Genomic DNA, 16,987 nt, shown 5'->3' with positions numbered 1-16,987 from the left:
AGCACGGATTACATCAAATTTTTGTCATGTGCTACTTTTTTCTGTCCTTTGTATAGTGTGATTACTTCTTCATTTGTGGACGCATCTTCTGCTGCTTTCTCAACTCTGATCTTTCCTGTAAATTTTGGAAATCTCAAGGCTAAACCTGCATCTTTTCGAATTTCATTAAATGCTGCTTTATGAATTGGGCTAAGGGTTATTTCTGATGCAACTACTTCAATAACTAACTCTGGTTCAAACCATACGTCTGCCTCCATATCACTTATGATGCGTGGATTTTTTTTAATTGATACTTTTGGATGAAGTATTTGGTATAATTGGTCTAAAGATTCATCTGAAAAACCTGTTCCCACTTTACAAATACTGGGGAATGTATCTTCATCTTCATCATAAGTTGCTAAGAGCAGTGTCCCATAATTTCCAGTTCTTCTACCTTTACCAAAAAATCCTCCTATTACAACAAGATCTAAACTATCTCCTAACTCGTTTCTGTATTCTCGTTTTAGTTTTAACCAATGACTTCCTCTAGATCCTGCCTGATATGGTTTGTCTAGCATTTTTAGCATTAGCCCTTCGCTCCCTGCATTGATGCTGTTTTCCATAAAGTCTTCAATCTCGCTTTGATTTTTCACTATTTTCATGGGAATGTATTTTGCAAATTCATCTTCCTTGACGTGTTTTTCAAGTTTTTCTCTTCTTTCTTTGTAACTTAGATCTATACAACTTTTTCCATTGCAGTACAAAATGTCAAAAAAGTTTACCGTAATTGGATACTCTGTCACTGCTTTTTCTATTTTGTATTTTCTTCTTCTGTGCATTAATTCTTGAAATGGTAAAAACTCTCCTGTGTTCTCGTTGATTGCAACTGCTTCAGCCTCTAAAATAATATTATCTGCTTGAATGTTTTTAGGAATTTTCTCTATTATGTCTGGATAATAGCTTTCGATTCTTTCTAAACTTCTAGAAAACAATTCAACTTTATCTCCTTCAATGTGAAGTTGAACTCTTTCTCCATCTAGCTTGTATTCTGCTGCAAACTCATTTCCCATTTTTTCTATTGCTTCTTCTTCGCTTTTTACTCTGTCAGCTAGCATGGGTCTGATGGGATTAAACAAAATTATTTCAAATTCTTCTATGCCTTCTAGTCCTTTTGTTGCAATTGTTTCAGCAACTTTGCCTAAATCGCTGGAAACGTTGTATGCGTATTGTAATTTTTTTCTATTTTCCTTATTGCCTGAAAATGCTATTGCTAGTGCATCCATTACTGTATTTTCAGCAATTCCTAATCTCAGAGTTCCTAACAAAATTTTCAAAATGTAGCTTGCTTCAAGTGGAGTTGCATCGTTTAGCAGACTTGAAATGTATTTCATTTTCATATCCTGTGATCTAGTTCCTCCTAGTTTTGCAATTTTGAATAACGTGTCATACACTCTTTCAACTGTGATGTCTTCTACAAGAAATGTAGTTTGAGTTTTTTGTTCTAAAATCACCGTCGATGCATGACCTAGGTCTCCACCTTTTCTATATTCATCTTCAATTTTTTTTATTGGAATCCCTGATGATTTTGAAATTGCCCTTATTGCAAGTTTTTCAGCAACACCTAATTCTATTCCTTCAAAGTCTGGTCTTAATTTGCCTTGAATCAAATACACTATTTTGGAAATAACATCATGAGGTGTTTTTTCAAATAATTCTACTAAATGCTGTGTTAACTCTAATCTTTTCGTAGTTGATTCCATTTTGTTTAATGATTCAGCTAATATTGAATATTCCATTCTCCTTCCTCTACGTAATCCTGAATAAAAGTCTGAATTAGATGTATCTGAAAATTGTTGGTTTGTCAGACTTTGGAAGATCTGAAACTAGTGCAAAGTTGTAAAATGGATAAGATTCTTTGTATTGTTTCATGAAACTCCATGCAACATCATGTGTTTTGAATTGTGTTCTAATTCCATCAATCACACTTTTTTTTCCAAATACGTCAAATGGTATGACGAAATATTCTTTTGGGCGATTATGTGGTTTTGCTTTTAAAAGCCATGCAAGTGCAAAAATAAACACAGCTCCTAAAATTACATATTCTCCAGCAATTTTAAAAAACGCTAAAATGATTCCTGGAATTGTTTGCCCAAATAGTACTGCTACAAAACTTGAAAAAGATATCACTGCTAATGCTGTGAAAATGTACGTCTTCCAATCAAACACCTTCTGAAAAGCATTCATGACTATAATTCAACTACAACGTTTTTTGATTTAACTATTTCCTATGATTTGCAATCTCCGAAATTACTAATCTGGATCTTCGTAGTTTTCTTTCTTTTCGCCGCTGGATGTTCCTTCCATTGGTTTCATCTTTGTTTCAAGAACATCCATTCTTGCTCTGTATCCTTCAGCATATTCTAATTCGGATGGAACGAGTGTTGCTGGATGAATAAATCCTTGACTTCTAATTGCCATGGCTTTCTTTGTTGCAATTTCTCTGATGTAATCCCAGTCTGGTGTTGAGAATCCATCAAATGGACCTGTAAGTTTTCCATTATGCATGCTGAACACTAATGCTTCAACAATTGGAATACAAAAGTTGATTGTAGCTGCTGAATTTAGTTTTACAGGCATTAATGGCATGTTGTGACTACCTCTTGTGTTTCCTGCAACATAATGGGGATTGTTAAATACACTTCCTACTTCTTCTGTTGCTGGAAAGTTCTTTTGAGTTCTTACTAGACAAATTGGATCGTCTTTTCCAACATATGTTCCTGCAATGTTATGTAATCTGTCAGTTGATGCATCTAGTATTGGTTCTCCGTCTTTTGTATACACTGAATCTACCACATATCTTCCTGGATACATTAATGCAGCTTCGATAGTTGGCTTGTCTTCCCATAAATGCAATTCTGCAATTTGTGCTTTCTCTACATCCATGATGTGCATTGTTACTCCTGCTGCAAGACTTTTGTTTACAATAAGACCTGTGTTGCTTAGTGCATCGACAAACATTCTGTAGATTGGATAGTTGAATGCACCTGGTTCTGTTTTGTCAGCTGCAAATACTGTGAATGCTTCGTTTGGTCTTTCCTCAAATTCCATTTCTGCAACTCCTGGTCCCATTCCTTTTACATTTCCTGAAAAAGAATCTTTTAACAAATCTTGTCCTGCACCATACAATCCTTCATCTTTTGCTACTTGAGTTCCTGCCATGAATGCATCCCATGCTAATTTGTGAATTTGTTGATTGTCTACACCATGAGTATGTGTCATTACAATATGGGTATCATCCCCACAATATCCTATGTAATAATCAATGAGTAAATCTGCTGAATTTTTGACGGTGTTTCTAATTGCTTCTATTAGTCCATCACTTGGTTTTGTATGTCCGCCAACTCCGCCGACATCTGCTTTGATAACTGAAACTGTAATTTTCATAAATTTCATTTTTGTCCCTTTGATTTATGTGCTTTTAGCAAAGTTTTGTGATCTGTAATTAATTGAATATTTTCTAATTTTTCTTCAAAAATTCATAACAGTAATAAATGCCCTCGATTAGGCATTTCATATGGCAGATAAACCACACTTGAACCTGATTGTTACAGGACATATTGATAATGGAAAATCAACTACTATGGGTCATTTTTTGATGGATCTTGGAGTTGTAGATGAAAGAACTATTGCAGCTCACGGAGCAGAATCCGAGAAGACCGGAAAAGGTGATACTTTCAAGTATGCATGGGTTATGGATAACATTAAAGACGAAAGAGAGAGAGGTATTACAATCGATCTAGCTTTCCAAAAATTTGAGTCACCAAAGTACTTCTTTACTTTGATTGACGCTCCTGGTCACAGGGACTTTATTAAAAACATGATTACTGGTGCTTCTGAAGCAGATGCCGCCATTTTAGTACTTTCAGCAAAAGAAGGTGAAACTGACACTGCTATTGCAGCAGGTGGACAAGCAAGAGAACACGCATTCTTGCTCAAAACACTCGGTGTAAGCCAACTCATTGTTGCAATCAACAAAATGGATGCAGTTGAATACAAAGAAGATGCATACAATGCAGCCAAAGAGAAAGGTGAAAAACTAGTAAAATCTGTTGGTTATAAACTAGAAAATGTCCCATTCATTCCAGTTTCTGGATGGAAAGGCGATAACTTAGTTAAAAGATCTGAGAACATGGCTTGGTACAAAGGTAAAACTTTGTTAGAAGCATTTGATGACTTTACCGTTACTGAAAAACCAACAGGTAAGCCACTACGTGTTCCAATCCAAGACGTTTACACAATTACTGGTGTAGGTACTGTGCCTGTAGGTAGAGTAGAAACTGGTGTCATGAAAGCAGGACAAAAAATTATTGTAATGCCTTCTGGTGCCCTTGGTGAAATCAAATCTATTGAAACACACCACACTGAAATGCCATCTGCAGAAGCAGGTGACAACATTGGTTTTAACCTAAGAGGTATTGAAAAGAAAGATATCAAGAGAGGAGATGTTCTTGGTACTCCAGACGCTCCACCAAACGTTGCAAAAGAATTCAAAGCACAAATTATTGTAATTCACCACCCAACAGCAATTGCTCCTGGCTATACACCAGTTATGCATGCACACACTACACAAGTTGCAGCAACTGTTACTGAGTTCCTCCAAAAGATTAACCCCGCATCTGGTGCAGTTGAAGAAGAAAATCCAAAATTCCTCAAAGTTGGAGATTCTGCAATTGTCAAAATTAGACCGGTGAGACCAACATGTATCGAAACTTTCCAAGATTTCCCTGAAATGGGTAGGTTCGCTCTAAGAGATATGGGTGCAACTATCGCAGCAGGTATTGTAAAGGAAATTACCGAAGAGTACAAACCATAGGCGTATTTTTATGACACAAACCGCCCGTGTTAAACTCACTTCTACCAGTCTTCCAAAATTAGATGGTGTATGCGGTGAAATCATGGGGATTGGTAAAAAAACCGGTGTCAAAGTTAAAGGTCCAACTCCACTTCCTGTAAAAAGACTACATGTTGCAACTAGAAAGTCGCCATGTGGTAGTGGAACTGAAACTTATGAAAAATGGGAGATGAAAATGCATAGAAGAATAATCAATATCAACGCTGATGATAAGGCAATTAGGCAACTAATGAGACTAAAAATTCCTGACGATGTTTACATTGAATTATCTCTGACATAATCTGGTAGCCTTAAATTATAGAAATTTTGATGATAAACATGGTTGATGAAGAATTAGATGAAGTAGAAGAAACTCCTGTTGAGACTTTTGAGGTAAATTATGCTTGTTTGAGATGTGGAACTACTGTCTCAAACACTGAATTATCTCGATTACCTGAAATCAAATGTATTTGTGGATTCAGAGTATTTACTAAAGTAAGACCACCTGTAGTTAAAACAGTAAAAGCAATTTAGTTATCTGTCTTTTTTGTAACTGTGCTCTCTTTGTAAATGAGTTCTCATATCTTCCATGTTTGAAAAATATTTTTCACATTTTTTACAATCATACTGTAAATCTTTTCCGTGGATGATTTGTTTATGATTCATTAGTTCTTCTTCTTTTGAAAATTTTTTGTCACACAGCTCACATTTAATTTTCTTAAATAATTTCACGTTTATCCGAACTCTGCTTTTTTTTCATCCCAGCATTTTCTACATAACTGACCTTCAATTTTCCAACTGCCTTTTGGATTATATCTGATTAATCCCATTTTGCCTTGACATAATGAACAGAAATTTTTCTTTTTACCCTGATCTTCTTCTTTTTGATCAAAGCATTTCTTGCACAATAATCCTTCCATATCCCATTGCCATCTGGGTTCCCACAAATCTGTAATTTTCTGAGTTGTTCCACAAACTACACATGGCTGTCTGACTTTGCCTTCATAGTATTCTTTTTGTTTCTCAAAATGACAATCTCCGCAAAGTGGACCTTTGATGTTCCATTCTCTTTTTGGTTTGTGTTTGTGAGTTAATTCTTTATTGCAAACACTACAAAATGATGGTTTTTTACTAAATAATCCCATTTTCTTTGATCATTGTTGTATGATATATTCTATAAATGTAAACAAAATAAAAATAACAAAAAAGCGTTTATTGGCTTAGGATCTTCTCAAGAGCTTGACTTGCATTTAGCATGCCGTTTCTCCTGGCAAATTCTTCGATCATTTTGTATTGTTTCTCTGTGAAACATACTGGCATTGAACGTCTTTCCATGTTGTACGTTTACATTTTTTACTAATATCCTTTTCTCTTGGAAAGATATTTGAAACCATTTTCTCTACTTTGACTATGGCAAAGAAAAGGCAGATCTTGGTAATCGGTCACAATACAAATGGTTGTACCCCCGAACATGAAAAAGTTGCATATGATGTAGGGGTGGAGATTGCAAAATCTGACTCTGTCTTAATTACGGGTGGTTTGGGTGGAGTGATGACTGCCGCTGCTCATGGTGCAAAAGATGCTGGTGGGCTAACTGTTGGGATTATCCCTCAAGCGGATGCTTCTGAGGCCAATGAATATTGTGATATTGTAATTCCAACTGGAATGGGGTTGACTCGTGATTTTTTGAATGCATTAACTGCTGACGGTGTAATCATTGTAGGTGGTGGTTCAGGCACTCTTTCTGAAACATGTGCTGCATATATGAACAAAAAACCGATGGTTGCAATCAGAAATCAAAATGGACCTATAGAAAAATACATTGATGGATTTATTGATCATAGAAAAAATGTCAAAATTATAGGCGTTGATGATGCAAAAGAAGCCGTAAAAACAATTTTGGAATTAATTACTGCATAGATACTAAAAGTGGATCTGGTCTGTAAAACTCTCCGTGTTCATCAGCTAGTTTGTTTAACTCATCTACAATTCTCTTGATGCCTATCTCTTTTGCAGTTTCAAATAATGGTTTTTTAAGACCCAGTCCTAATTGCGCTGCTTTCTCAATCTCTTCAATGTCACTTGCACCATTTGTAACAAGCCATGCTGCATTGTTTAGAATATTTGCCACAAGTTGAATTGGATCACATTTTTCTGCAAGTTCCTCTGACAGTGCAACACGTTCGTATTTGTCATCAGAATATTTGTAATATCCTTCCCCTGATTTTTGCCCGAGTTTTTTCTCATCAAACATTTTTTCAACAAGTGGGTGTGGGTTGATTACTTTTTTGTCTCGTAAATGCATTTCAACTGTTGCTTTGTGTATTACATCCATTCCAGTAAAATCTGCTAATTCAAAAATTCCCATTGGAAAACCTAGTTTGAATTTCACTGCTGAATCAATTTCCTCTAGTGATGCCCCTGTTCTGTCTTTAACAAAACATGCTTCATGAACCATTGGAATAAAGAGTCTATTTATGATGAATCCTGGCACATCTTTTCTGCAAAGTACTGCTTGCTTGTTAACTGATTTCACATATTCTTGAGTCAAGGCTGTAATTTCTGGTGCTGTTTTTTCTCCTGGAATTATTTCTACCAATTTCATTAATTGTGGTGGATTGAAAAAATGAATTCCTATGAATTTTTCAGGACGTGATGTTGTATTTGCAATTTCTGTAATTGGCAAAGTACTTGTGTTTGATGCAAATATTACTTCGGGTCCTGCTGCTTTATCCAATTCCGCATAAACTGATTTTTTTAAATCCATTATTTCTGGAACTACTTCGATCACTAGTTCTGCATTCTTAACAGCTTCATTCAAGTCCACAATTGGTGTAATCCTTCCAAAAATTGCATCGCCTTCATCTTTTGAAATCTTTTCTTTGGAGACTAGCTTGTCTAGACTCCATTTTATTTTCTCCATTGCTTTATCTAGAAATTCTTGTTTAATGTCTCGTAAAACTACATTATACCCTGCAGTTGCTGAAACCTGTGCAATTCCATGTCCCATTACTCCTGATCCTAAAACTGTGATGTTCTTTACTTTCACAATTAAAGAAAAATCGAGTATCCTTTATAATGTATTTCACGTCCTTTACAATTTCAATAAATACTGAATCAAAATTAATCCTAAAATTGAATCTAGAAATATATTGAAAATATGTTGATTGGAAAAAATGACTACAATTGACAAGGCTGCAATTTTCTGGTCTATAGGAATTGTTGCAATAGGAGTGGCATTTGCATCTTTTGGATTATATTCCCCGGTACAATCAATTTCTAATGATTATCAAGACATCTCTCAAAATTCTTCAGAAGATGTTTTCTTTACACTTCAAGGTGATAATTCTGTAGGAAATATTGGTGGTGATGTATTTGAAGCAGGGTCTAAGATGACATATGTTTCTGTTTCAAAGGATAGAGATTTGATTTTAGCCACAAGCAGTGCAAGTGATATTGTTTTTGTATATGACTATCAAGGAAACAAATTATCAGAAATTGCAGTTGGAAAAACACCAAAAGGTGTAAAGATTCATCCAACCAAAGACATTGCTTTTGTAGCAAATGAAAATTCTGGTACCATTAGTGTTATTGATCTTGAAACATGGGAATTAACCAAAGAAATACCTGTTGGCAAGATACCTCACAATATTGTTTTTCATCCTAATGGAATTACTGCATATGTTACAATTCAAGGGGGTGATGAGATTGCAATAATTGATGTTTCATCCTTGACTAAAATAGATTCAATTCCAGTGGGCACATTGCCACATAATCTGGATATTATTTCTGATGGAAAACATCTGTTTGTGACAAATATCGGAACAAATGATGTTGCAGTAATTGATTTGATTGATAATAAAATAATCAAAAGAATTTCTGTTAGCACGGGACATCATGGAATCGATATTCCACCTTTTGGAAACAAAATTTTTGTTTCTGGAATAGGTGATGATAAGGTAAATGTGATTGATGCTGCCTCTCTTGAATTAATTAAACAAATTCAAGTAGGAAAAGGACCTCATGGATTAAGATCTGATCAGAATTCTAATAATTTGTATGTTGGAGTAACACAAACCAATGAAATTGTGGTAATTGATATCACTAGTCTAAGAATTATTGACAGATTGTCTGTTGGAGAAACTCCCTTTTGGTTAGCAATTCCGGAAAATCCTTAATTTCTCTTTATACTTACTGCATCTAATTTTATTTCCAAGAATGGTTCAAGCCTTTGGGCTCACCATCTGATGATTATCTGCATAGCATTACACACATTTGTTCAACAATTTTGTGTGTTAGAAAGTAACTATGATCTTAATTGGATAATTTTGCCAATATTTTTGTAAGATTGGCACCAATTTTTTTTACTTTTTCTTCTTGTTTTTTGTCTTTAAGTAAATTATCAACATCAAAAGCTTCATGGGCTGCAGAAACAGCAATCTGTTCTGGGATAACCAGTACCCCCATATTTTCAAGAATGGCACGAACATGTACCAATCCTCTAAGTCCTCCTAATCCACCAGGTGACGCACTCATTATTCCTGCAACCTTTCCTTTGTAACAAGCTAAAGGAGTTTCATTTTCAGATTGACGAGACGTCCAGTCTATGGTGTTTTTTAGCACTCCTGTTATGGAGCTATTGTACTCTGGTGCAGAAATTAGAAAGCCTTGATGTGATAACATCAATTCCTTTAGTTTTTGTACGTTTTGAGGAAGACCCTCATTTTGTTCCAAGTCTCCATCATAAAGTGGCATCTGAAAATCACGTAGATCGATTGTTGTAACATCTGCACCAGCATCTGATGCACCTGATACAGCAATCCGGATTAGTTTTTTGTTAAATGAATCAGTCCTAGTGCTTCCAGCAAACGCAAGAATTTTTGGTTTCATAATTTTTTACCTCTCTCTATGATATTTAACATCATTAGTAATTATTTACTTGCTAAGTTTAGTCAGGAAGTCCTAAGTACGGAATTATTACCATGGTTAGATACCTGAATCCATGTGGAGTTGAACCTTGCAAAAATGTTGAAGATTATAAAGGATGTTTCGCATGTTTTATAATGTATTTCGAAATTTTATCAAATTATGGGCTTGTTCAAACGTAAGAAGGACGATGAAAACAAAACAAAATGTGATGTTTGTGGAACAGAACTGCATGATCCTGAACGATTAAAAAAACATATGAAAAAAGCACATGGGAATGTACCTGCTAAAAAAATGGATCCAAATGCAGGAGATGGTGGTACTTGGTAATTGGAGCTCAGTTCTGCTCAAAAGACTAGTCTTGTTTTTCTAGGTGCTTTTCTTACTGCTGGGATTGTTTTATCTACTATAGTTTTCCCGTTCTGGAATCTAATTCGAGAAGATGTCTATGAGGAAGTGATCATATTGACAAATGATGATGGGGTTTGTTATGTGGAGACTAGAGACACTATTCCAAAAATTATTGAAAATTGCACACTAAAATCAGGTGATGCGGCTACTATCAAATTTGGAAAAGATTTAGCATGGGCAACTATTGTTGAACCTTAATCGATGATTTAATATTTTAAAACGTTTGATACTTTGATATGGATTGTATATTTTGTAAAATTGTTTCTGGTGAAATTAAATCTAAATTTTTAAAAGAGACTGAATACTCTGTATCTTTTCTTGATGCATTTCCTCTTGCAGCTGGACATGTGCTTGTTATTCCAAAAAAACATCATCAAAAAATTCAAGATATGAGCACTCAAGAAAATGCCGACTTATTTTCGCTAGTTCATAAAATTATATCCAATGTGGATAAAATTACTGGTTCTACATTAGTTGCAATACATAATGGCAAAGATGCTGGTCAGGAAATCCCTCATGTTCATGTACATTTAGTTCCACGCAGCAATGATGATTCTGCTGGAGCAATTCATAGTATGTTTAATTCAAAAGTAAATTTATCTGAATCTGAAATGAATGAGCTATACAACAAGCTAAAAATCTAATATGGGAATAATTTTTCTTTTGTATTTTTGTTTTCTACCTTGATTGCTTTTGTTGGACATGTTTCTGCAGCATTCATTATTTTGTTAATTCCTGCCCCTTTTTGATTAATCACTGATGATTTGGGGTTTGATTTACTTGTTTTATTGATTTCAAAAACTTCTGGTGCAATAGTTTCACAACTACAACATCCTATACACAAGCTTTTGTCAACATCTACAAAAAGATCAGGTTGCTTTTTAGGTTCTTGTGCTTTTTCATACTCTCCATTCCTTCCATCTGGGCGTACTCTTGCATTGTAATCTTCCCAAAATTTTTTTTCATATTCTTTCCAAAAGTCTGGATCTCCTTCCTCAAATTCCCGTGTATATTTACTCCAATCTTGTTCTGGGATGCCTCCATCATCTGGTGCCCCCCACTGTGGTTTTCTTTTAAAATCTTCTTTTGGCTTTTGCTGTGTTCTAGTTACATTATGGTATGGTGAAGAATGCTGATTGTGATTTTTCTTTAGGTGATTATATGCTTCTGTGATTTTCTTAAATTCCCCATCTTCTGTTTTGCCTTGATTTTTATCTGGATGGTGCTCTAGTGCCAGCTTTCTATATGCTGTTTTAATCTCCTCTTGCGATGAACTTGAATCAACATTAAGTACCCTGAGTGCTTGGTATGTATTCACTAGCAATAGGGGTTTGTTATACGTTAAAAATAATTGCATATTTTTTGAACATTTTTGGTTATTCTAATAGCATTTCATCATCAGATTTCCATGCTGGTTCTACAATACACAAAAATCGTAGATTTTCTGTTCCTAAATTCTCGATGAATTGTTTGGCGTTTGGTGGCACATATACTGAATCATCTTTTTGTAAAACATGCTTTTCTCCTTCGATCATTATGTTTCCTGTACCTTCTAAAATATAGTAAATTTCAGAAGATTTTATTTTATGAAGTTTAGATTTTTTTCCCGGCTCTAATGTAAATTGAGCTAAACTATAGTTGATTCCATTTAGTGTGTTATGTGGGTGAAAATATTGTTTAATTTTTGTTCCTTCGTTACCTTCAATATAGTTTATTTCAGAATTTTTACGTAATGACATTTCGTCTAAATTATTTTTGAAACTTTTGTTTTAAAATCTGATTCATACCATTCTGTTTTGTATGTTGATTTTTTTTTTGGCAAAATGTTGATTGCAATGTGGGAAAATTCTTTTTTCTTGTCTATGGAGCCATGCGTGTGAAGGGTTTTTGCTGGAATGTGTACGATATCTCCTTCATTTAGGCCAATTTTTTGAATTTTCTTAATTTTAAAATTATTTTTGCTTGTTCCATATTTTTTAAAAATTTCTAAACTGCCTTTTCCCTTTACTCCGATTAGAACTTGATTTCCATTATGTTGATGCAGTTTAGTTCTGGATCCTTTCTCAAAATGAACATGATAGATATCTTGATCTTTTGATTTGATTTTCTCTGACAATACCTTCATCCATGTCTTTGCAGTAAACCATTCTGGATTTACATTTCTTTTGTCATTAGTACCATGAATGTTTGACTTTTTCATTTTAAATCCTGGAGAGTATTTTCTTTTTCTTTTCCTGAAACTCTTTTTCAGTTAAAACTCCTGCTTTTCTTAGTTTTCCAAGTTTTTCAAGCGTTATTAGGTCTTCTTCAGATTTACTTGTTGCATTTTTTGCAGCCGTAATTCCTTCATTGATTTTTTTTACTCCTTTTAATTTTATTTGCTCTTTTTCTTTTAATGCTTTTTTTGTTAACTCCTCACTTGCTTTTTTTGCTTGAGATGCTGCCATTTCACCAAATTCTACTGCGTCTTCTAATGCTTCATCAGCTCTTTTGATTCCTTCGTCAATCGCTTTGTCTGCTTTTTTTAAAAATCGTTCAATGTATCCTGTTTTCTTTTTTGTTGCCATGTCATCTGGTTACAAATTCTATTATTTAATCTCTAGTAGAATTCGTTTAATAGGCACAAGTGTATACCTTGCTGTATCGTTGACTCAATCAAATTATGATGTAAAAACAGTTGTCTTGAAAAAGAGCATTGAAGAAGAAGATGCGTCAGAGATGGTGGAGGAAAAAAAGACCACTCCTTTCAAGTCTTTGTTATCTAGGCCAAAAAAAGAGGAAGTTCATTTTCATTCTCTTAAATTATACTATGAATGCATGTTGAAGGTTTCAGGAAAATACGTTGCCGATTATTTTAGAAAAGCAACTCATACCATTTCAGTTGATTCTAATGTGCATGAGGTAGTGCTAGGAGATGGCATATTTCCTGTACGCTCAAAATCTAAACTTGAAAAGGCATTTGTTGGAAAACGTGGAAAAAACAAGGTCGACATGGAACTAGAAGAACATGTTTTTGTTGAAGAAGAAGATGAATTAACTTTTGATCATCATGGCAGGGAAATAGAATTTCCATTTAAAATCAATTCAAAGACTGTAGAAAACTATCCTGAGGAATTACTAAAAGAAAATTCTTCTACTGTGAAAAAACCTGAAATAGCTCATGATACTGCCATTGACAATCTTCAGACTCTCTTAAAAAAACCAATGGAAGCAGATGTTAGAAATCTAAATGAAGAATTCATTTTACATGATATTTCAGAAATCTACGTTCCTATATTTGAGGCAAGATTGATTGGCCCAAAAAAGAAAGTCGGATTACTTAGAATAGACGCAGTTAGAAAGAAAATTCTATAGCTTTACTAGTTTTCTGAATTGATCATTTGAATGTAATTTAACAAATATTGGTTCTTCTTTTGCCCACGACCGAATCACTTTGGGGTTTTTAGATACTGCTTGTTTTAACAATTCTAGGGATTCAGGATGTTGCCCAAGTGCTGCCTTGCTTCTTGATTTTGCATAAATGACATTTACATTGTCTTTGAATTTCTTTAAAATCTCATCAAACACATCTAATGCTTTTTCATGATGTCCTAGTTCTGCTAGCTGGACGCCTTTTTGGAAAAATGCGTCCTGATTGTTTGGGTATTTTTTACAAACATTTGAAAAACAATTTAATGCCTCTTCATGTCTTTTCATTTTTCCTAGTATGATCCCTTTGTAGATCATTGCATTTGGTTTTCTTGGATCCATTGATATTGCCTTTTCTAATGATTCTAATGCCTCCTCGTGCTCCTGCAGTTTGTCAAGTAAAACACCTTTGTTAAAATAAGATGATGCATTCTTTGGGTCTGATTCAATTGCTTTGTCATAACATTCAGCAGCTGCCTGAATGTTGCCGTTTTCTGCCATTGCTATGCCTCTATTGTTCCAAGCTTGGGCATCTTTTGGATTGATTTCTAATAAAATATCAAAACATGTGATAGCGTCACTATATTTTTTTATTTGATTTAATGCAAGACCTTTGTTAAATAACGCTGAAGTGTTTTTAGATTCTTGTTTTAGAATTTTGTTAAAAAGTGATATTGCTCCTTTTGGCTGGTTCTTTTCCATCAGTGACATTGCATTATACATTAAATCTTCGATGTTATCTTTAGATCCGAACAATCCCATAATTTCTCAAAAATGATATTGCTAATGAAAGTTAGGGTATGGAAAACACTAATCCAAACACAAATAGTTCGACCGAACCTGAATCGATAGCCTTAAGTAAAGCCTCTAATGGTTATCAGTATATGAAACTGAAAAAATGGAACGAATGCAGAGAATTCGAGATATGGATAGGCACAGTTAACCCAAACACACAGCGTACTTACACTGAAAATATGGGGTATTTTGTAAACTGGTCACAATCCACCAAACATCCGATCGGGATGATTAATGAACTCATAGAGCATCCAAAGGAAATCCTCAACGAAATACTGGAAGATTACATGGTGTATCTAAAGAAACGAGGACTGTCACGAAACACTGTAAAGTTGTACATGGCAGGTATTGAGAGCTTTTTGATTTTTCATGAGGTTTCTTACTCTGAAAAAAAGATCAAGCGTTTGCTACCGCCACGGCAAAAACTGGCAGGCAAGAACGCCTACAAACTAGAGCAAATACAGGCAATGCTGGATAGTACATCTATCCTTAGAATGAAAGTCATTGTGATGCTTTCTGCTTGCAGTGGTGTCAGAAAAGGTGGCCTTGCTCACTTGAAGGTGGGTGATTTGGTACCCATCGAAAACTGTTATGCCATTAAGGTTTACAACGGTGAGATAGAAGAGTATATTACATTCTGTACACCTGAAACCAGAACCGTAATAGATCAATACTTTGAATGGAGAAAGGATGGTGGTGAAGTTATCACCCCTGAAAGCATGCTGTTACAAATGGACAGCACCACACCAAGAACTGGCCCAAATGCAGGTAGGGATCAAATAATAGCCCATGCGTTGTTCATGCTGTTAAGAAAAGCAGGCATCAAGAAAGAACGGGTCGGTAAGAACAGATACAATATTTCCATGGCACATGGATTTAGAAAGTTCTTCAATACCCAACTCAACATTGCTCATGTTGATCATAACGCCATCGAAAAGATGATGGGACACAAGAATGGATTGAAGGGAGGATACAATGATGCAGAAATCCCAAATTTGTTTGAAGAATACAAAAAGGCAATACCAAACCTGACACTCTTGGAGAAGAACAGGCAGAAAGCCATCATAGACGAGTTGAAAAGCAGATCAGTTCGTGATGAGGTGATGCTCACCAAAGAGGTCATTGACATGAAACAAAAGATGGAGCGTATAGAACGTGAGTTAGAGTTACACCGTAACGCAGTCACTTTCTAATACACTCTTTTTTTGTATTGCATTGCGTTACGAAAGTGGCGTAAGAAGGGCATAGCAGTTTGTTGACTAATGAATAGTGATGATTGTCGAGCATAGGAATTTCCATATTTGTATACGGTATATGTAAAACTAGTAATGACATATTGAAAAAAGTTTGTAATTACAATCAATGCCTTGTCTATTATCTATTAATTCAAATGAAAGAAGAAAAGAAGAAAGAAGAAAAATACTGAATAATCTTCAAATTAAACCTGTTGAAATAATCCCTTTAAACCCCCTTGAAATCTTCTCAAATTTTTCCAAAAGAACCACGAGAAACTGTAATTTTGTCCTCTAGGGGACAGCTATCACAACAAGCATGCCTAGATGTTGGAAATTTGATACTTTGTTTTTAAATTTAATTTTGTAATCTACAATCAATCGCACAATTCTAGTGTGATACTAGAGGCAGAAATAACATGATAATGTCTCGATATTGCTGCAAATCATGCCTGATTTTTATAAAAATAATCTAAAAATTCCAATTGATGTGGCAAATTATATTGTTTAGAGATACTTTTGAAAAAATTCCATTGTTTTAGATACTACTACTATAATACATAATTAATTATTTGTAATCAAATATTGATCAATGATTCTCAATTGTGGTATGTAGTATTGATATGCCGTTATCCACATCTATTGTCACGTACAATCAGTTTATTTTTTTGAATATTTGATTTTATCGTAGTTTGTAAAACAATAATTGCTCTTCATGATGTCACTTGCAAATGAGATGCCTTCTATAAAATCACCAAAATCTGATTAATCCCGAATTTAATGTTGTGTAAACCTGTGATGTGGTTTTATTTTTTAGATTTCTTTCTTGCAAGGATTCTAGCTCTTTCCTTTAACTTTTCTTTGTTTTTTTCATAGTATATTCTATTTTGCTCTCTGACTTTATCTGCATGTTCTTTTTTGTATTTTTTTGCTTTTTTAATTAATTTCTCTTTGTTTAATCGATAGTATTCCTGCATTTGCTTATTGTGTCTATCCCTGTTTTCAGGGATGCTGTAAAATTTTTTATTTTTCATATTTTTGACTAGTTTTCTTTTTTCTTCAAGTGTTAAGCCCATACGTAGTTGTATTCTATGTATAATAATATAGGTTAATCTTTATGATTAAAGAAGAAATTTTGGTACCATTATTATCATGTCATACAATTGTAAGACAATTGTCTTACGACGCGTAATTTCGTTTTATAAAGGACCGATGTGTAAGTGTGTATTGAATGAAAAACGTTCACAGAATAAACATCACAGTTAACAAAAACACTTTTGAAAAATTAGAATTATTTCGCGGTACAAACATCCCGATAATCTCCAGAAGCGGTTTTATCACTGAA

General features: G+C 34.4%; 24 protein-coding genes. 10 read left to right on the top strand and 14 right to left on the bottom strand.

Going from position 1 to position 16,987, the window contains the following annotated elements:
- Positions 1 to 8 precede the first annotated feature (8 nt).
- The 3 genes from NSED_RS06175 to fbp form a co-directional block, all read right to left on the bottom strand.
- The gene (locus NSED_RS06175) at positions 9 to 1,775 is read right to left on the bottom strand and encodes an ATP-dependent DNA ligase (RefSeq protein ID WP_014965393.1); all 1,767 of its coding nucleotides are present in this window, start codon (positions 1,773 to 1,775) and stop codon (positions 9 to 11) included.
- 37 nt (positions 1,776 to 1,812) lie between these two features.
- Positions 1,813 to 2,223, bottom strand: a complete 411-nt coding sequence (locus NSED_RS06170; RefSeq protein WP_014965392.1) for a hypothetical protein — start codon at positions 2,221 to 2,223, stop codon at positions 1,813 to 1,815.
- Between the two features lie 66 nt (positions 2,224 to 2,289).
- On the bottom strand, positions 2,290 to 3,423 hold the full coding sequence (gene fbp, locus NSED_RS06165; RefSeq protein WP_014965391.1) for a fructose-1,6-bisphosphate aldolase/phosphatase: 1,134 nt from the start codon (positions 3,421 to 3,423) through the stop codon (positions 2,290 to 2,292).
- Positions 3,424 to 3,553: 130 nt separating this feature from the next.
- On the opposite strand from fbp, the gene tuf reads away from it, so the two are divergent.
- Genes tuf through NSED_RS06150 form a run of 3 tightly spaced genes read left to right on the top strand, consistent with a single transcriptional unit; the run spans position 3,554 to position 5,404 of the window.
- Positions 3,554 to 4,852, top strand: coding sequence for a translation elongation factor EF-1 subunit alpha (tuf, locus tag NSED_RS06160; protein WP_014965390.1), 1,299 nt, complete (start codon positions 3,554 to 3,556; stop codon positions 4,850 to 4,852).
- A gap of 10 nt (positions 4,853 to 4,862) precedes the next feature.
- Positions 4,863 to 5,171: a 30S ribosomal protein S10 gene (gene rpsJ, locus NSED_RS06155; protein WP_008299200.1), complete on the top strand. Its 309-nt coding sequence runs from the start codon at positions 4,863 to 4,865 to the stop codon at positions 5,169 to 5,171.
- A 29-nt stretch (positions 5,172 to 5,200) separates the two neighbouring features.
- Positions 5,201 to 5,404 (top strand): TFIIB-type zinc ribbon-containing protein, encoded by a 204-nt coding sequence (locus NSED_RS06150; RefSeq protein ID WP_014965389.1) that lies wholly within the window; start codon positions 5,201 to 5,203, stop codon positions 5,402 to 5,404.
- Here NSED_RS06150 and NSED_RS06145 read toward each other — a convergent pair whose 3' ends face one another.
- From NSED_RS06145 to NSED_RS10975, 3 genes are all read right to left on the bottom strand, one after another.
- Positions 5,405 to 5,602: a C2H2-type zinc finger protein gene (locus NSED_RS06145; RefSeq protein ID WP_014965388.1), complete on the bottom strand. Its 198-nt coding sequence runs from the start codon at positions 5,600 to 5,602 to the stop codon at positions 5,405 to 5,407. It abuts the gene before it with no gap.
- A gap of 2 nt (positions 5,603 to 5,604) precedes the next feature.
- Positions 5,605 to 6,015 carry a hypothetical protein gene (locus tag NSED_RS06140; protein WP_014965387.1) on the bottom strand — a complete coding sequence of 137 codons (411 nt, stop codon included), beginning with the start codon at positions 6,013 to 6,015 and terminating at the stop codon, positions 5,605 to 5,607.
- Positions 6,016 to 6,082: 67 nt separating this feature from the next.
- A complete protein-coding gene (locus tag NSED_RS10975) occupies positions 6,083 to 6,205 on the bottom strand; it encodes a hypothetical protein (RefSeq protein WP_016940282.1) in 123 nt (40 codons plus the stop codon).
- 75 nt (positions 6,206 to 6,280) lie between these two features.
- Between NSED_RS10975 and NSED_RS06135 the strand changes: the two genes are divergently transcribed.
- The gene (locus NSED_RS06135) at positions 6,281 to 6,790 is read left to right on the top strand and encodes a TIGR00725 family protein (RefSeq protein WP_014965386.1); all 510 of its coding nucleotides are present in this window, start codon (positions 6,281 to 6,283) and stop codon (positions 6,788 to 6,790) included.
- Here NSED_RS06135 and NSED_RS06130 read toward each other — a convergent pair.
- On the bottom strand, positions 6,780 to 7,919 hold the full coding sequence (locus NSED_RS06130) for a 3-hydroxyacyl-CoA dehydrogenase (RefSeq protein WP_014965385.1): 1,140 nt from the start codon (positions 7,917 to 7,919) through the stop codon (positions 6,780 to 6,782). The two genes, NSED_RS06135 and NSED_RS06130, sit on opposite strands and share 11 nt — an antisense overlap.
- Before the next feature lie 127 nt (positions 7,920 to 8,046).
- Here NSED_RS06130 and NSED_RS06125 point away from each other — a divergent pair, with 127 nt between their 5' ends.
- Positions 8,047 to 9,048, top strand: a complete 1,002-nt coding sequence (locus NSED_RS06125; RefSeq protein WP_232212389.1) for a YncE family protein — start codon at positions 8,047 to 8,049, stop codon at positions 9,046 to 9,048.
- A 136-nt stretch (positions 9,049 to 9,184) separates the two neighbouring features.
- Here NSED_RS06125 and NSED_RS06120 read toward each other — a convergent pair whose 3' ends face one another.
- A complete protein-coding gene (locus NSED_RS06120; RefSeq protein ID WP_014965383.1) occupies positions 9,185 to 9,760 on the bottom strand; it encodes an NADPH-dependent FMN reductase in 576 nt (191 codons plus the stop codon).
- A 198-nt stretch (positions 9,761 to 9,958) separates the two neighbouring features.
- Here NSED_RS06120 and NSED_RS10520 point away from each other — a divergent pair, with 198 nt between their 5' ends.
- The 3 genes from NSED_RS10520 to NSED_RS06110 are packed head-to-tail and all read left to right on the top strand — an operon-like array spanning position 9,959 to position 10,851.
- Positions 9,959 to 10,126, top strand: a complete 168-nt coding sequence (locus NSED_RS10520) for a hypothetical protein (RefSeq protein WP_014965382.1) — start codon at positions 9,959 to 9,961, stop codon at positions 10,124 to 10,126.
- On the top strand, positions 10,127 to 10,405 hold the full coding sequence (locus NSED_RS06115; protein WP_014965381.1) for a hypothetical protein: 279 nt from the start codon (positions 10,127 to 10,129) through the stop codon (positions 10,403 to 10,405). It abuts the gene before it with no gap.
- A 38-nt stretch (positions 10,406 to 10,443) separates the two neighbouring features.
- Positions 10,444 to 10,851 (top strand): HIT family protein, encoded by a 408-nt coding sequence (locus NSED_RS06110; RefSeq protein WP_014965380.1) that lies wholly within the window; start codon positions 10,444 to 10,446, stop codon positions 10,849 to 10,851.
- Here NSED_RS06110 and NSED_RS06105 read toward each other — a convergent pair.
- The 4 genes from NSED_RS06105 to NSED_RS06090 are packed head-to-tail and all read right to left on the bottom strand — an operon-like array spanning position 10,848 to position 12,774.
- Positions 10,848 to 11,564, bottom strand: coding sequence for a DnaJ domain-containing protein (locus tag NSED_RS06105; RefSeq protein ID WP_014965379.1), 717 nt, complete (start codon positions 11,562 to 11,564; stop codon positions 10,848 to 10,850). The two genes, NSED_RS06110 and NSED_RS06105, sit on opposite strands and share 4 nt — an antisense overlap.
- A 19-nt stretch (positions 11,565 to 11,583) precedes the next feature.
- Positions 11,584 to 11,946 carry a cupin domain-containing protein gene (locus NSED_RS06100; RefSeq protein WP_014965378.1) on the bottom strand — a complete coding sequence of 121 codons (363 nt, stop codon included), beginning with the start codon at positions 11,944 to 11,946 and terminating at the stop codon, positions 11,584 to 11,586.
- Positions 11,947 to 11,951: 5 nt separating this feature from the next.
- On the bottom strand, positions 11,952 to 12,407 hold the full coding sequence (locus NSED_RS06095; protein WP_014965377.1) for a cupin domain-containing protein: 456 nt from the start codon (positions 12,405 to 12,407) through the stop codon (positions 11,952 to 11,954).
- Between the two features lies 1 nt (position 12,408).
- The gene (locus NSED_RS06090) at positions 12,409 to 12,774 is read right to left on the bottom strand and encodes an SHOCT domain-containing protein (protein ID WP_014965376.1); all 366 of its coding nucleotides are present in this window, start codon (positions 12,772 to 12,774) and stop codon (positions 12,409 to 12,411) included.
- On the opposite strand from NSED_RS06090, the gene NSED_RS06085 reads away from it, so the two are divergent.
- On the top strand, positions 12,773 to 13,561 hold the full coding sequence (locus NSED_RS06085) for a hypothetical protein (RefSeq protein WP_014965375.1): 789 nt from the start codon (positions 12,773 to 12,775) through the stop codon (positions 13,559 to 13,561). The two genes, NSED_RS06090 and NSED_RS06085, sit on opposite strands and share 2 nt — an antisense overlap.
- Here the strand turns inward: NSED_RS06085 and NSED_RS06080 are convergent.
- Positions 13,556 to 14,377: a tetratricopeptide repeat protein gene (locus NSED_RS06080; protein WP_014965374.1), complete on the bottom strand. Its 822-nt coding sequence runs from the start codon at positions 14,375 to 14,377 to the stop codon at positions 13,556 to 13,558. The two genes, NSED_RS06085 and NSED_RS06080, sit on opposite strands and share 6 nt — an antisense overlap.
- A 38-nt stretch (positions 14,378 to 14,415) precedes the next feature.
- On the opposite strand from NSED_RS06080, the gene NSED_RS06075 reads away from it, so the two are divergent.
- Positions 14,416 to 15,603 (top strand): tyrosine-type recombinase/integrase, encoded by a 1,188-nt coding sequence (locus NSED_RS06075; RefSeq protein WP_014965373.1) that lies wholly within the window; start codon positions 14,416 to 14,418, stop codon positions 15,601 to 15,603.
- Between the two features lie 845 nt (positions 15,604 to 16,448).
- On the opposite strand, the gene NSED_RS06070 is transcribed toward NSED_RS06075, so the two are convergent.
- A complete protein-coding gene (locus NSED_RS06070; RefSeq protein ID WP_014965372.1) occupies positions 16,449 to 16,718 on the bottom strand; it encodes a hypothetical protein in 270 nt (89 codons plus the stop codon).
- Positions 16,719 to 16,987 lie beyond the last annotated feature (269 nt).

The organism is Candidatus Nitrosopumilus sediminis (assembly GCF_000299395.1).
Lineage (GTDB): Archaea > Thermoproteota > Nitrososphaeria > Nitrososphaerales > Nitrosopumilaceae > Nitrosopumilus > Nitrosopumilus sediminis.
The sequence above is the reverse complement of the archived record's forward strand: the minus strand, read 5'-3'. Positions and strand labels throughout refer to the sequence as shown.

Bases quoted from the DNA above. Each gene is read 5' to 3' on its own strand.
- NSED_RS06175 (WP_014965393.1), bottom strand. From the start codon at position 1,775: ATGGAATATTCAATATTAGCTGAATCATTAAACAAAATGGAATCAACT.
- NSED_RS06170 (WP_014965392.1), bottom strand. From the start codon at position 2,223: ATGAATGCTTTTCAGAAGGTGTTTGATTGGAAGACGTACATTTTCACA.
- fbp (WP_014965391.1), bottom strand. From the start codon at position 3,423: ATGAAAATTACAGTTTCAGTTATCAAAGCAGATGTCGGCGGAGTTGGC.
- tuf (WP_014965390.1), top strand. From the start codon at position 3,554: ATGGCAGATAAACCACACTTGAACCTGATTGTTACAGGACATATTGAT.
- rpsJ (WP_008299200.1), top strand. From the start codon at position 4,863: ATGACACAAACCGCCCGTGTTAAACTCACTTCTACCAGTCTTCCAAAA.
- NSED_RS06150 (WP_014965389.1), top strand. From the start codon at position 5,201: ATGATAAACATGGTTGATGAAGAATTAGATGAAGTAGAAGAAACTCCT.
- NSED_RS06140 (WP_014965387.1), bottom strand. From the start codon at position 6,015: ATGGGATTATTTAGTAAAAAACCATCATTTTGTAGTGTTTGCAATAAA.
- NSED_RS10975 (WP_016940282.1), bottom strand. From the start codon at position 6,205: ATGGAAAGACGTTCAATGCCAGTATGTTTCACAGAGAAACAATACAAA.
- NSED_RS06135 (WP_014965386.1), top strand. From the start codon at position 6,281: ATGGCAAAGAAAAGGCAGATCTTGGTAATCGGTCACAATACAAATGGT.
- NSED_RS06125 (WP_232212389.1), top strand. From the start codon at position 8,047: ATGACTACAATTGACAAGGCTGCAATTTTCTGGTCTATAGGAATTGTT.
- NSED_RS06120 (WP_014965383.1), bottom strand. From the start codon at position 9,760: ATGAAACCAAAAATTCTTGCGTTTGCTGGAAGCACTAGGACTGATTCA.
- NSED_RS10520 (WP_014965382.1), top strand. From the start codon at position 9,959: ATGGGCTTGTTCAAACGTAAGAAGGACGATGAAAACAAAACAAAATGT.
- NSED_RS06110 (WP_014965380.1), top strand. From the start codon at position 10,444: ATGGATTGTATATTTTGTAAAATTGTTTCTGGTGAAATTAAATCTAAA.
- NSED_RS06105 (WP_014965379.1), bottom strand. From the start codon at position 11,564: ATGCAATTATTTTTAACGTATAACAAACCCCTATTGCTAGTGAATACA.
- NSED_RS06100 (WP_014965378.1), bottom strand. From the start codon at position 11,946: ATGTCATTACGTAAAAATTCTGAAATAAACTATATTGAAGGTAACGAA.
- NSED_RS06095 (WP_014965377.1), bottom strand. From the start codon at position 12,407: ATGAAAAAGTCAAACATTCATGGTACTAATGACAAAAGAAATGTAAAT.
- NSED_RS06085 (WP_014965375.1), top strand. From the start codon at position 12,773: ATGTCATCTGGTTACAAATTCTATTATTTAATCTCTAGTAGAATTCGT.
- NSED_RS06090 (WP_014965376.1), bottom strand. From the start codon at position 12,774: ATGGCAACAAAAAAGAAAACAGGATACATTGAACGATTTTTAAAAAAA.
- NSED_RS06080 (WP_014965374.1), bottom strand. From the start codon at position 14,377: ATGGGATTGTTCGGATCTAAAGATAACATCGAAGATTTAATGTATAAT.
- NSED_RS06075 (WP_014965373.1), top strand. From the start codon at position 14,416: ATGGAAAACACTAATCCAAACACAAATAGTTCGACCGAACCTGAATCG.
- NSED_RS06070 (WP_014965372.1), bottom strand. From the start codon at position 16,718: ATGGGCTTAACACTTGAAGAAAAAAGAAAACTAGTCAAAAATATGAAA.